Source organism: Bradymonas sediminis (assembly GCF_003258315.1).
In the GTDB taxonomy this organism is placed as follows: domain Bacteria; phylum Myxococcota_A; class Bradymonadia; order Bradymonadales; family Bradymonadaceae; genus Bradymonas; species Bradymonas sediminis.
In genome coordinates, this window is record NZ_CP030032.1 from 4,734,946 (window position 1) to 4,748,593 (window position 13,648).

The window sequence follows — 13,648 nt, forward strand, 5'->3', positions numbered from 1 at the left end:
TGAATTTGAATGCACGAGCATTCGGAACCATCCGCTATAATGCACGGAGAGTACCATGTCCTTTGCGACGCGAGAGCATAATCTGCAAATGCAGGGGCCGCGCCCCGAGTTTAGCCGCGAAGATATCGAGACCTTTGTCCACGCGTTTTACGGCCGCGTGCAGGAGGACGAGCTTATCGGCCCGGTCTTCGACCTCTATATACTCGATTGGGGTCCACATCTGAAGCGCATGGTCGGGTTTTGGAGCGCCGTGCTTCGCGGCGAGCGCAGCTATACCCAGAGCCCCAAGGGGCCGCCGCCGGTGATGCATTGGAATATGCCGGAGCTTGAGCACGCCCATTTTGTGCGCTGGCTCGACCTCTTTAAGCAGACCCTCGAAGATGTCCTCGAGCCCGACCAGGCTGCGTGGCTGGCGGGGCGCTCGCGCTTTATGGCCGACGCGTTGTCGCGAAATCTTGGGCCCTACGAGGGTGAAACCTGATGTGAATATGTTAAGGTGCCCCAGGGCATCACAATACACCCGGTTTTTGGGGAAATGCCTCTGTATTTTAAGTTGAATTGCTAAAAATATGTAGTGTTTGAGGCGATGATGAGTGACCCGAAAATCTCTTCGAGTAATCAACACTCGATCGTGGTGGATGGCATCAGCAAAACCTACGGGGATTTCAGCGCGCTGAATCAGATCAGCTTTAAGGTTCGGCCCGGCGAAATTGTCGGCTTTCTGGGCCCCAACGGGGCGGGGAAGTCGACCACGATGAAGATCTTAACCTGCTTTATGGACGCGACCGCGGGGCGCGCGTCCGTGGCGGGTTTTGATGTTGGCACCCAATCAAAACAGGTGCGCAGTCGGGTGGGCTATCTGCCCGAAAACGTGCCCCTTTATGACGATATGATCGTCTACGATTACCTCAACTTCATCGCCGAGATGCGCGAAATCCCGCGCAGTGAGCGCCGTCGAAGCCTCGACGAGGCGGTCGAGCGAACGGGGCTGAAGTCGGTCATTCACCGCGAAATCCGCGAGCTCTCCAAGGGCTATCGCCAGCGCGTCGGGCTCGCCCAGGCGATTATCCATCGCCCGAAGGTGCTCATCCTCGACGAGCCCACCACCGGCCTGGACCCCAACCAGCTCATCGAGATCCGCGATGTAATCAAAGATCTGGGGCGCGAAAATACCATCATCCTCTCGACGCATATTCTCCAGGAAGTCAGCGCGGTTTGCGACCGAATTATCATCATCAATCGCGGCGAACTCGTCGCCGATGACACGCTCGACGGGCTAAAGCAGGAGCTGCCCACGCGCTTCCCGGACTGGCAGAACGCCCTGGGTGAGGGCAGCCCCCCGGACGCCCCGAAGGAGCCCACGCTCGAAGATATCTTCCGCGTCTATACCGCCGGCTCGACCGAGGAAAATCGCGACGCCGCACCCTCCCTGGCCGAGGTCTAAACAACGATGAATAAGATCGGATTTATCTTCAAACGCGAAGTCAGCGCCTATTTCAACTCGGCGGTCGCCTATATCGTCGTGATCCTATTTTTGGTGATCACAGGCTCCCTCTTCTGGCTGAATTACTTCCAAGATATCAACGTCTTATCGCTGCGCGGGTTCTTCGCGCAGGCGCCGCTCTTTTTGGCGTTCTTCGCCCCGGCGATCACGATGGGACTGTTCGCCCAAGAGAAGCGCTCGGGCACGCTTGAGTTGATGATGACCCTGCCGGTCAGTGATTTTCAGATCGTCGCCGGCAAGTTTTTGGCGGCCGTATTTTTGCTCGCCACGGTCTTCGCGGTGACGCTGGTCTACCCCTATAGCCTGTCGCTGCTCGGGCCGCTGGATTGGGGCGCGGTGTGGTCGGGCTATATCGGTTTGCTGCTGCTCGGCGCGACCTACGCGGCCATCGGGCTGATGGCTTCGAGCTGGAGCACCGACCAGGTCGTCTCAATTCTGGTGGGCTTCTCGCTATGCATTTTTCTCTATCTTATCGAACAATTGGTCGCCCACCCCACCGGCACGACCGCTCAGATCATCGAGTATCTGTCGACCGGCTATCATTTCCGAAATATCGCGCGTGGCGTCATCGATAGCCGCGATATTATCTATTATTTCTCGCTGATCGGCGTCTGCCTGGTCGTGGCGAAGACGAGCATTGCTGCGCCGCGCAGAAAACACCGATGGGTCAAGGGAGCCAGCGCCGCGCTGATGATCGTGGCGGCCGTGGCGAGCGCGCTGCTCATAAACGTGATTTCCAGCCAATTCTTCGCGCGCGTCGACCTCACCGATAACCAGAGCTACACCCTCTCCGAGGTCAGCCTTGGCGCCGCGCGAAACCTCAAAGAGCCGGTGCATGTGAAAGCGGTGATTTCGCCGGACCTTCCCCCGCCGATGCATAATTTGGCCCAATCGGTGGCCGACAGCCTCGACGAATATGTCAGCGCCAGCGCGGGCAAACTGACCTATGAGATCGTCTCACCGAGCGACGACGCGAAGCTCGACGAGGACGCTCGAAGCGTGGGGTGTGAGAAGGTCGGGATCAGTCGGCGCAGCGCGGATGAAGTGACTGTTCGCGCAGTCTATAAATGCGTGGCCTTTGCGATGGGCGAAGACCTTGAAGTCGTCGGGGATCTGCGCCCGGCGGCCGGCGGCGCCCTGGCCGATTTCGAATACGATTTCACCCGCGCGTTGCTGAATTTGCAGGTCACCCAGCCGCGCAAGGTCGCCTTCGTTTCGGGTTACGGCGGCCCGGTTTCTTATCCGCGATTCTTGGATACGGTGAAGCCGGTATTCGAGCAATTATACGGAAAACTCATCGAGGTTCAGACCATCGACCTCGCCGCGAAATCCCCAACCATCGGCGATGATATCGCGGCGTTGGTCATCCTCAACGCGGACGAGCCATTCTCGGAAGATGCAATCTTTGCCCTCGACCAATTCATCCAGCGCGGCGGCAACGTCGGCTGGTATCAGTCCGCGACGGCGGTCGATCTGCAGGCGCATCGACAATATATGCAGCAGTTCCCGGACCGCCAGCCCCCGCCGTTTCGCCGGGCGATCGACCCGGGGCTCAGCAAGGTGTTTGATAGCTACGGCCTTGAGCTTCGCCCTGACCTGGTGCTCGATCCCGAGCGCGGGGTCGACGCGCTTGCCATGACCGCGCAGGGCATCGCCGAGGTCCGCCACCCCGCGACATTTATGATGGATAACCTCGACCAGACGCTGCCCTTTATGCGCAATTTCAGCGCCCTCGCCATGCCGGCGCCCTCAACGATTGCCCTAAAGCCCGAGGCGGTTGAGAATAAGTCGCTCAAAATACACCGGGTGATCCAGACCGAGGCGAGCGCCAGGCGGCGAAGCAATATACCGAGCGCCTTTCAATACGAGGTGCTCGCGCAGCCGGAGTCATTGGATAGCCCCGGCCCCTGGACCGTCGCGGTGGCCGTGGAGGGGACGCCCCCGAGTTATTTCGACACGCACCCGCTGCCCGCCGGGCGCACGAGCGCCGACCTCAAGCGTGATCCGGCGAGCGCGCGCATATTCATAGTTGGCAGCGGCAACTTCTTTCAGGCGATGCCCGAGATTGGGTATGGGCAAGGCCTGGCCGAGCTCGGCGTGCATTTTCTCATCGCCAGCATTGAGTGGTTGGTGCAAGACTCGGCGCTCAGCGAAATCCGCTCGAAGTCCATGCCGCGCCTGATCGGCAAGGTGGACGCCGAGTCGCGCTACTCGCTGCAATTTGTGAATATAGCGGTCGTCCCGGCGCTCTTTGCAGGTGTCGGTGTGCTGATGATGCGGCGACGCCGTCGCCGCAAAGAGGCGCTGCAGCGGGACTGAGCCCCGCGTTAGGATTGTCGATGGTGTTATAGGGCCCCATATTTTAACTCTCTGCGACGCCCGGTGCGCGCGGCGATGGAGCGACGCGCGGTTTGACGTCGGCCCTATCTTTACTCTAAGCCAGACCATCGGCGAACGGCTGCTGCCGGCTGCCGAATCATTGCGAAAACTACCGGCCAAAGAAGCGTTATTCGAGACTTTCGAAGCGGCGGCTATTTGCGCCAAATAATTCCAGATTTGATATCGAGGCGAATATGAAGATCGGTTTTGTGATGGACCCCCTGGATTCGGTAAATATCGACGCCGACACGACCTTCGCGTTTATGCTCGCCGCACAGGAGCGTGGCCACGAGGTCTTCTATCTGCGCATGCAAGATATGGCGGCCGAGGGCGACGTCGCCTGGGGCGTGATGCAACCCTGCGAAGTGCGCCGAAAAGCCGGCGACCACTTTACGCTCGGGGAGGCCGAATATGCGCCCATTCACAGCCTCGATGCGGTCTTTATGCGCAAAGATCCGCCCTTCGATGTCGACTATTTGCACGCCGCCCATCTGCTTGAATTGGCAGAGGAAAAGGGCTGCTTCGTGATGAACAAGCCCAACGGATTGCGCGCGGCGAACGAGAAATTATACGCCCTGCATTTCGCCGACTTCATCCCCGACACCATCGTGACCCGCGACGCCAAACGCATCCTCGAATTTGTGGATGCCCACGGCGGTCGCGCCATCATCAAACCCGTCGACGGCCACGGCGGGTCGGGAATTTTTATGCTCGAAAAGGGCGACAAAAATATCAACGCGATGATCGAAGTATCGACCCGCGTCGGCACCGAGCGGGTGATCTGCCAGAGCTATATCCCCGAGATTCGCAAGGGCGACAAGCGCATCCTGGTGCTCAACGGTGAGCCGATCGGCGCGATTATTCGCGTCCCGGCTGAGACGGAGCATCGCGGCAATATCCACGTCGGCGGCACGGTCGAGAAGGTGGTCTTAAGCGAGCGAGATCGAGAGATCTGCGCGGCGGTCGGAGAGCGCTTGCGCCGCGACGGCATCTGGTTCTCAGGGGTCGACGTCATTGGCGATTACCTCACCGAGGTCAACGTCACGAGCCCCACCGGCATCCAAGAGATGAGCCGTCTGGACGGCGTCGACGGCGCCGGCATGGTCATCGAATTTATTGAGAGTCAAATCTCGTGAGGCCGGAGGCGCTGAAATTAAATCAGCGCCAGCGTCAGCATGACCGCACACCACAATAAAATATTGATGATGAAGATGCGGTCATGCAGCAGCAAATCCGTGGGGCTTTCGGGAGAATCCTTTTTTATCAATTGATAGAATCGGGTGATCCCGAAGACCGCGAACGGAATGGTAATCGGCAGCCATGGCGAGGCGAAGGGCGTGTGTTGGCTGCGCAGGGGTTGGGCCGGCAGCGCCGAGGTGAGGGTATAGATCGTGTAGATCGCGATGGTCATGCCGGCGACGAAAAGCACCGCAAAATCAAGGTGTTCCTCGCGGTAGCGCTCCAGGACTTTGCGCGAGTTTTCGACCTCTCCGCGGATCTTCATCTGAAGCTCGTGGTCCCGTTTTCCCAGCCCCAAATACAGCGCCAAGAAGAACGTACACGCGATCAGCCACTCCGAGATAAACACATCAATCGCAAACGCCCCGGCGAGCACGCGCAACACGAAGCCGGTGGCGATGATGCTGACGTCGAGGAATGCGATATTTTTGAGCGAGAAGGAATAGGCGAAGTTCATCACCAGATATAGCGTCACGGTGATGCCGACTGGGACACCCAGCGCAAACGAGCCAGCGATGGTTCCAACCCCCAGCACAATCGCCGCTACGCGCGCCACCGAAATCGGCAATTCCCCCGAGGGAATCGGGCGCAAGCGTTTGGTCGGGTGGCGGCGGTCCTTTTCAATGTCAAAAATATCGTTAAAAAGATAGACTGTGCCGGCGGCCGCGCAAAATAAGAGCGCCGCAGCCAGCGCGAGCACCGCTTTGTCGGGCGCCATAAACGATTTTGAGAAGAATAGCGGCGCGAGGACGAAGAGGTTTTTGACCCACTGATGCGGTCGCAGCGTTCCTAGTATCCCGAGCGCCATCCCCTTAAAGCTCGGGGAGACCGTATCGGTCGATGTCGTTTTGCTCTGGGTCATAGGTTTTTACCGCGTCTCAACAATTCGACGAGAAAGTCATAAGAGCCTGAGCACGCCCGGTGAACCCCGGAGCGCCCCTGCCATTCGGCTCACCTTAAATTGAAAGGCATTTCGGAGCAAATAGGTTCTGAACGGCGTCCACGATAGCGCGCCGCCAGTCTTCAGTTATGTAGATATTTCAAGCACCTACACATGTTTAGCGCCTTTACCTCTCAGTTATAGTGGGCAGTATTCAAACCATGTTCGAGTTCAACGACCTTAGCACACTTCAAATCGCGGTCCTGGTCGCCTACTTCGCGATTTTGCTCATCTTGTCGTTTTACGGCGCGCATCGCTACCGCATTGTGCGCCTTTATCGCAAATACGCCAGCGGCCCGGACCCCGAGCCGGCGCAGCGTTTCGCGCCGGCCCAGTTGCCGATCGTGACGGTTCAATTGCCTCTGTTTAACGAGCGCTATGTCGCCGAGCGGTTGATCCGCGCGGTATGCGCGCTCGACTATCCCGCCGACCGCCTCGAGATCCAGGTGCTCGATGATTCAGCCGACGATACCACCGAGATTTGCGCGAAATTAGTGCAGGAAATGCAGGCGCTTGGGCACGATATCGTCCTGATTTATCGCGAAAATCGAAGCGGCTACAAAGCCGGCGCGCTCGAAGCCGGACTCGCCCAGGCTCGCGGCGAATTTGTGGCGATTTTTGACGCGGACTTTGTCCCGAAACCTGATTTTTTGCGCGCGACCGTCGACTATTTTACCGACGAAAAGATCGGCATGGTGCAGGCGCGCTGGGATCATATTAACCGCGAGCATAGCCTGCTGACCCGCGCCCAGGCGATCCTCTTGGACGGTCATTTTGTGCTCGAGCATTGCGCGCGAAACCGCGCCGGGCTCTTCTTTAATTTCAACGGTACGGCCGGCATTTGGCGCGCCCAGGCGATCTCGGACGCCGGCGGCTGGGAGCATGACACCCTCACCGAAGATCTCGACCTGAGCTACCGCGCCCAGATGGCCGGCTGGGATTTTCTATTTCTGCGCGACCTCACCGTTCCCAGCGAAATCCCGGTCGAGATGAACGCCTTTCGCACCCAGCAACATCGCTGGGCCAAGGGCTCGATGCAGACGGCGATTAAGCTATTGCCGCGCGTCCTCAAGAGTGATCTTCCGCGGGACGTAAAATACGAGGCATTCCATCACCTTAGCTCCAATTTCGCCTACCTATTAATGGTGATATTGGCCGTCCTAATGCCGTTGGCGACCATGATTCGCATCCATCAGGGCTGGCACGAAGCGCTGTTTTTGGATCTGCCCATCTTCTTATCGGCGACCTTCTCCATCTGCTATTTTTATTGGGTTTCGCAGCGAGAGATCGGTCGCAGCGCCGGCGAGGTTATCGGGCTTATCCCTGGAGTCTTGGCGCTCGGAATCGGCGTGTCTCTCAATAATGCGAAGGCGGTATTAGAGGCGATCGTTGGGCATCAAACCCCGTTCGTGCGAACGCCCAAATACGCCATCTCTCAGAATAATAAATCCTGGAGCTCAAAGCTCTATATTAATAAGTCGATCATGTTGCCGGTCGTGGAGTTCGCGTTGGGGGCGTGGTTTAGCTACGCGATCGTCGTGGTGCTCATCGGCGAGCGCCAGAGTCTATTTAGCATCCCCTTTTTGATGCTCTTTCAATGTGGGTTCTTCTATGTTGCGCTGCTTAGCCTGACGCAGAGTTTCCGGGGCATCCTGGGTCGTGTTGAGCCCCAATCATGAAGTCGGGCGCCGCACCAGCAGGCCGCAACTGGGCGAACGCCCACGGCAAATCTCTTGGCCTGGGCGCGCTGATCTCAATGATCCTATTGAGCGCGCTCCTCGCGCTGATGAACTCCCCGCTGCTCAATGCGCGTCTTTCTGACAGCGCCGTGCTCGCCCTGTACGGCGCGCTCTTTCTTCCCTGGGGCCTTCTCATCTGGCGCTCAGGGGCGGGCTCGACTGAGCCGAAATTTCAAATCCGCTGGCCGCATCTGATCGCCACCGGCATCATCGTGCGCGTCCTATTTTTGGCCGCAGAGCCGCTGCTCTCCGATGATATCTTTCGCTATGTCTGGGACGGTCGCGTCGCCGCACAGGGGATCAACCCTTTCCTCTATCCGCCCGATTCCGACGCGCTGAGTCATCTTCGCGACGCGTCGATCTGGCCACATATCAACCATGGTAGCGTCTCGACGATCTACCCTCCCGGCGCGCAATTCATCTTCCACCTTAACGCCTTGCTGGGGGGCGGGACTCATCTTTTACGCGCGATTTTCCTCGTCATCGAGGCCGTCGCCGTCGGCAGCGCCGGCTGGATTTTGAGCCGAATGAGCGCAGGCTTCGATACCGCCCGTCTTAAATTGGCGTTCTCAACCTACGCCCTATGCCCGCTGGTCTTCGTCGAGACCGCATGGAGCGGCCACCTCGATGTCGTCGCCTGGATGACCCTCATCCTCGCCCTCATCTTAATGATGCGCGCGTCCACCAAACGCGCGCTGCTGCTTGGCGGCGCGCTTTTTGGCGCCAGCATCGCCACGAAATTCCTCGGCATTCTCGCGATCCCCCTCATCCTGCTCGGCGCCCGAAGCGCCCACGAGCCGAACTTCGCCGCCGCGTGCATACGACGCCTGAGCTTTCTCGCGGTCGCCGCGGCGATCATCGCCGCGTGTTATCTTCCCTATATGAGCGCCGGTCCCAAATTATTCTCCGGTTTTGGCACCTACGCCAGCTCCTGGCAGAGCAACGCCGGCCCCTTTCGCCTCGGGGCCGATCTCGGTGAGTACACGCTCCTTCAACGCGCACCCGAGGCAAATAGCGACAGACTGACCCGCAGCGAAGATAAGATCATCCTCCACTTTTCGCGCCTCGATGAGCCGGCCAAACGCCTCGGCTTCACCCGAATGTGGCAAGGCCAGGAGGTGCCCGCGACCAGCTTTGCCGCCGAGCAAGTCAACCACACCCTCACGAAATTGGTCGCGGCCTTCCTCGTCGGGCTCGCGATGCTCTGGGCAATACTCGTGCGCCGCGATCTCCTCGCCGGCACACTTCTCATTTTATTGACGCTCTTCTTCGTCGCCCCGGTCGTACACCCCTGGTACGTCGCCTGGTTATTGCCCTTCGCCGCGCTTCGCCGCTCCCCTGCATCCTTAACCTTCGCGCCAGCCGTCCTCCTCGCCTACCTCGCCTGGATCGCGGCTCGAAGCGGCGCCTCCTGGCAGGTGCCTGCCTGGGCGCTCGTCCTGGAGTTTGGCGCGGTTGGGCTCGTCGCCTGGTGGTTCGCCGGCGATGATTGGGGTGGCGCTAAGTTGATGTAATATAATATGAATTGACGCTATTCGGGGACGGAGAACACCACGTCGCTGAACCGGGCTCCCGGGGTCAGCACCTGCATCCGCGCCAGCGAGGTCAGCTCGATCTGCTCATCGCCGGAGTCGGTCTCGAGGAGCACATATTCGCGTTTTTCGGCATCACTAACGATGTCTTTGACCCTGCCCTCAACGGACTCTTGCGTCTTTAGGGTCAAGTTCACCGCGTAGCCGAAAAGACAGGCTACCTCGATATAGTCATGCAAATGGCAGGATATGAGTTGCTTGGTCATGGTGGCCATCCTTTAATCCTAAGTGACGAAAACGGGCTCGATGAACGCGCTGCTCTAGGCCGCGCCGGCGATCAGCTTTGTAAGGAGCTCGCCGACCTTCGATTTTATTTCGCTTCGGCTCGCGTCGGGCGGGCCCACACACGTCGGGCAGCCGGATTCGCAGGCGCAACTTCGCACCAATTGTTGGGCCAATTCGAGGAACGCGCCGTGGTGGTTGAAGAGACCTTCGCCAAAGCCCACGCCGCCAGGATATTGGTCGTAGATAAAGATCGTGGGGTCATAGAGCACGGGGCCGACCTCGCCGGGACCAAAGTCGGAGTCGCCCCCGACGAGGACCTCGCCGGCGCCCTGTCCGCTTCGCACGCTCAGGCCGTCAAAGCCCTCGCTTAGCCATTGGTCGTCGCTCTGCGAGCCGATGCACAGGTCCAGGTCGCGCGCGTCGCACATCAGCCGCAGGGTCGCCGCGGTCTGCAGCACCTTACCCACCCCGAAGACGATGCGCGCCCATTGCTCGGGGTTATTCGCCAATTTGGGGAAGTTGTCGGTCGGCAGCTCCAGCCAATAGGCCATCGTATGTAGGTCCAACTCCGGCAGGTTAATCTCGCCATATCCGATATTCTCGCCGGTGCCGAATTTGATCTTTTTATAGCCCACGAACCTCTGCGTGACGCGGATTTCGCCGAAGCCGATGCGCCCCGGCAGCACGTCGCGCTCGTCGAAGATATCCAGCACGTGGACCGCGCTAAAATGCATCGCGGTGGTATAATAGCCGTCGTCGCTCTTTCGCACATAGGCGCGGCGCTCGTCATAGTCCAGGCGCTCAACCCGGTAGGGCTCGCCAGATATCTGGTAGACCGCGTTGGGATAAAGCGCGGTGTGCGCCCCCTCGAAGTCCACTTCGGCGACCACATTCGATGCGTTGTGAGTCTGGTCGATGACGACGAAATTCTCCTCGGCGATATTGCGCAAATTCACCGTTATGGCCGGGTAGGTCTGGTCGGACCACTTCCACAGCCCGCCCGCCTGGGTGAGCATGCCCGTCTCGCCGGCCAAAAACTCGAGCGCCTCGTCGGTCTCGGTCGCCGACAGGTCCCCGAAGCCCTCGCCGACCTTAAACTCGAGCTCATAAGCCGCGCATTTAAGATGCTCCACCGCGATCAGCAGGTTTTTGGGGTCGATGCGCGCCTCTTCGGGCGATTGGCCGATAAAATACTCGGGGTGCTGGATGATAAATTGGTCGACCGCGGAGTCGCCGGCCACGATGACCGCCAGGCTCGTGCCGCCGGAGCGCCCCGCCCGTCCGACCTGCTGCCAGGTCGAGGCGACCGAGCCCGGGTAACCCGCCAGAATGCAGACATCGAGGCTGCCGATATCGATGCCGAGTTCAAGGGCGTTGGTCGAGATCACGCCCAGGATAAACCCGTCGCGCAGCCCCTTTTCGATCGAGCGGCGAAGCCCCGGCAAGTACCCGCCGCGGTAGCTCGCGATGCGATTCTCGAGGTGATTTTGCCCGCGCTGGCGGCTCAATTTGCTCTTGAGCCGGTGGACCACCACTTCGACCGATTGGCGACTTCGGGCAAATACAATCGTGCCGCAGCCCATCGAGATGGTCTTGCGGGCCACGCGCTCCGCGGCGCTCAGCGGGCTCTGCCGACGCATCTGCTGCGGGTCAACGATCGGCGGATTGAAGAAGCAGAGATAGCGCTCCGAGGCCGGCGCCCCGTTATTGTTTACCAGCGAAAACTTCTTATTTGTCAGGGTGTTGGCCAGCTCAGAAGGGTTCGCGATGGTGGCGCTGGTGGCGATAAAGGTGGGGCTGGCGCCGTAGTGCGCGCAGATGCGATTGAGCCGGCGAATGACGTTGGCGACGTGGCTGCCGAAGACCCCGCGGTAGGTATGAATCTCGTCGACGATCACATATTCGAGGCTGCGGAAAAAATTCGCCCACTTGCTATGATGCGGCAAGATGCCGGAGTGCAGCATATCGGGGTTGGTGACGACCAGGCGAGCGCTCCGGCGGATGCGCCGGCGCACGTCGGCCGGGGTGTCGCCGTCGTAGACCTGGGCTTCCCAGACCGCCTCTTTTTGGCTCGGGTCGCGGTGGGCGTCGATAAACTGAGACGCGGCGCCGAGCAATTGGTTGAGCTCGGCGGTCTGGTCCTGGCTGAGCGCCTTGGTCGGGAACAAAAAGAGCGCGCTGCCATTGCGCGCTATCGCGTCGATCACCGGCAGATTATAGCATAGGCTCTTGCCGCTGGCCGTGGGGGTCACCACCACGACATTGTCGCCGTTGAGCGCGTGGCGAATCGCCTCGGATTGGTGGCTATAGAGGCGCTCGATGCCCCGGGCGCGCAGCATCTTTTGCAGGTCGGGGCTTAAGCCCTGGGGGAAGTCGGCGTAGGTCGCCTCCCGCGCCTTAATATGCTTGATCGAGGTCAGGTGGCGGCCGATCCCGCGGCCATTTTGCCAGCCTTCAATCAGATCTTTTAGATTGCCTTGCGGTGTGTTGATATTGCGCATATTGCTTTCCCGCTGGAGTCGCAAACCGGTGAAATACTCGCCGGAGTATGCCACGATTGCTGAAATAATATATAGTAGTTTCTGGGATGAGTCGCGCGCCGAATAGTCGCGCGCGAAGATCAATCGATAATAGGGAGTGGTGATGGCCGAAGGTATTCCGTTGGATAAGTCGGGTTTTGAGCGCGCGCTTCGCGCATTGAGCAAGGAAGTCAAAGCTACTCGCGAGAACCCGGACTCCTATAAATGCGAGGGCTCCCAGCGCTGCTACGGCTGCACCTTCACCACCGATAGCGTGGACTGCTTTAGTTGCACCTATTGCGTGGAGTGCAAGGAGTGCAGCGAGTGCACCCATTGCGTGCGCTGCGAGAACCTGCACGCGTCGAGCTATTGCGTCGACTCGCGCAATTGCTCGAACTCCTCTTATCTGGTGATGAGCGAGGATTGCTCGGATTGCGTCTTCTGCTTTGGGTGCGTGGGCCTGGTGAAGAAGGAATTTCATATTCTTAACCAGAAATTTCGCCGCGATGAGTATTTTAAGAAGATCAAAGAGCTCGAGGCCGAGTTTGGGCTCAAGCGGGGGCGTTAAATACTGCCAAGTCGAGGCGAGTGAATCTGGCTGCACTGGCTATTAATTGAGGCTTGTTTTGAGCGAACCCGAGAAAACTCCACCCGATTCACTCTACGGTCGCGAGTACCTCATTCGGCGCGGTTTTCTGGCCGTGGTCGGCGTGTTGTGTGGCTTGGGTTATGTGCTTTTTTGGGACACAGCGGATACGCCATCTTCGTCGGACTCCTCCTCGGAATTTCGGGCGTCGCATGACGACTCGCCGCAGGCAGGCCAAGACGCCGAGCCCCTGGACGCCGGCGTCGCCTATGTCTGGAAGAGGCGAGGGGATTCAAAGGGGTTGGGGGCACCGGTCGAGGAAGCGAGTCCGCGTCGGGTCGTCATGCGTCCCGATATTATCGAGGCGTCCGCGCCGGATACTGGCGCCAGCGTTGGGGCCGATGCCTCCGAGTGGGTCGACCCGGTGAATCAGCGGGTGCTCGGCCGCAAGGCGTGGATGGCCGAGGTTCCCGAAGATGAGGAGGCCGCCATTGAGGCAATGCTGGACGCCCCCGCGCCCGCGCGCTATCCCATCGACCTGGGCGTGCGCGAGTGGAGCGTCGATATCGCCGCGGAGGTGGTGAGGACCTGTTTTGGCGAAGATGAGCCCAGCGGCCGATTCGCGCTGAACTATACGCTGGCAGCCGACGGCTCTCGCGCAACCTTCGAGGACGTGCGCCTCTCGCATATCTATAAAATGGAGACGCCGTCTCTGGGCGATTGTGTCGCTGACACGCTCAGCCAGCGCAGCTTTCGCAGCACCGAAGACGGGCAGATGCGTGTGTCTCGACCGTTCTTTTTCGACGGCACCCAGGCGCCCAAATAATCCGCGACGTCAAAGAGGGGCAGACTCCTGTGCGCGCCAATTTGTCGGCGTGCGCTGCGTGACTGCTTGATTTTTAGAAGGAATCTAATTAATAGCACG

At 59.4% G+C, this 13,648-nt stretch carries 11 protein-coding genes; 8 read left to right on the forward strand and 3 right to left on the reverse strand.

Translation table 11 applies throughout. The annotated features are described in order from the left end of the window. The first annotated feature begins 55 nt into the window (after positions 1–55). From DN745_RS17850 to gshB, 4 genes are all read left to right on the forward strand, one after another. A complete protein-coding gene (locus tag DN745_RS17850; protein ID WP_111337050.1) occupies positions 56–481 on the forward strand; it encodes a group III truncated hemoglobin in 426 nt (141 codons plus the stop codon). A gap of 108 nt (positions 482–589) precedes the next feature. Next, positions 590–1,444, forward strand: coding sequence for an ABC transporter ATP-binding protein (locus DN745_RS17855; protein WP_111337786.1), 855 nt, complete (start codon positions 590–592; stop codon positions 1,442–1,444). Positions 1,445–1,450: 6 nt separating this feature from the next. Then, the gene (locus tag DN745_RS17860; protein ID WP_111337052.1) at positions 1,451–3,823 is read left to right on the forward strand and encodes a Gldg family protein; all 2,373 of its coding nucleotides are present in this window, start codon (positions 1,451–1,453) and stop codon (positions 3,821–3,823) included. 254 nt (positions 3,824–4,077) lie between these two features. Next, positions 4,078–5,019, forward strand: a complete 942-nt coding sequence (gene gshB / locus DN745_RS17865; protein WP_111337053.1) for a glutathione synthase — start codon at positions 4,078–4,080, stop codon at positions 5,017–5,019. 17 nt (positions 5,020–5,036) lie between these two features. Here the strand turns inward: gshB and DN745_RS17870 are convergent, their stop codons facing one another. Beyond that, a complete protein-coding gene (locus tag DN745_RS17870; RefSeq protein WP_111337055.1) occupies positions 5,037–5,984 on the reverse strand; it encodes a decaprenyl-phosphate phosphoribosyltransferase in 948 nt (315 codons plus the stop codon). A 239-nt stretch (positions 5,985–6,223) separates the two neighbouring features. On the opposite strand from DN745_RS17870, the gene DN745_RS17875 reads away from it, so the two are divergent. Both DN745_RS17875 and DN745_RS17880 read left to right on the forward strand, forming a co-directional pair. Then, positions 6,224–7,741 carry a cellulose synthase family protein gene (locus DN745_RS17875; RefSeq protein ID WP_111337056.1) on the forward strand — a complete coding sequence of 506 codons (1,518 nt, stop codon included), beginning with the start codon at positions 6,224–6,226 and terminating at the stop codon, positions 7,739–7,741. Next, positions 7,738–9,315, forward strand: a complete 1,578-nt coding sequence (locus tag DN745_RS17880) for an MptA/MptB family glycosyltransferase (RefSeq protein ID WP_111337058.1) — start codon at positions 7,738–7,740, stop codon at positions 9,313–9,315. Before DN745_RS17875 ends, DN745_RS17880 begins: the two co-directional genes overlap by 4 nt. A 17-nt stretch (positions 9,316–9,332) precedes the next feature. Here DN745_RS17880 and DN745_RS17885 read toward each other — a convergent pair whose 3' ends face one another. Then, on the reverse strand, positions 9,333–9,599 hold the full coding sequence (locus DN745_RS17885) for a Rho-binding antiterminator (RefSeq protein WP_111337788.1): 267 nt from the start codon (positions 9,597–9,599) through the stop codon (positions 9,333–9,335). 54 nt (positions 9,600–9,653) lie between these two features. Then, entirely contained in the window at positions 9,654–12,119 is a 2,466-nt protein-coding gene (locus DN745_RS17890) for a DEAD/DEAH box helicase (RefSeq protein WP_133621891.1), read from the reverse strand. A 142-nt stretch (positions 12,120–12,261) separates the two neighbouring features. Between DN745_RS17890 and DN745_RS17895 the strand changes: the two genes are divergently transcribed. Both DN745_RS17895 and DN745_RS17900 read left to right on the forward strand, forming a co-directional pair. Then, positions 12,262–12,705: a caib/baif family protein gene (locus DN745_RS17895; RefSeq protein ID WP_111337062.1), complete on the forward strand. Its 444-nt coding sequence runs from the start codon at positions 12,262–12,264 to the stop codon at positions 12,703–12,705. Positions 12,706–12,763: 58 nt separating this feature from the next. Continuing rightward, entirely contained in the window at positions 12,764–13,549 is a 786-nt protein-coding gene (locus DN745_RS17900) for a hypothetical protein (RefSeq protein ID WP_111337064.1), read from the forward strand. The last annotated feature ends 99 nt before the right edge of the window (positions 13,550–13,648 follow it).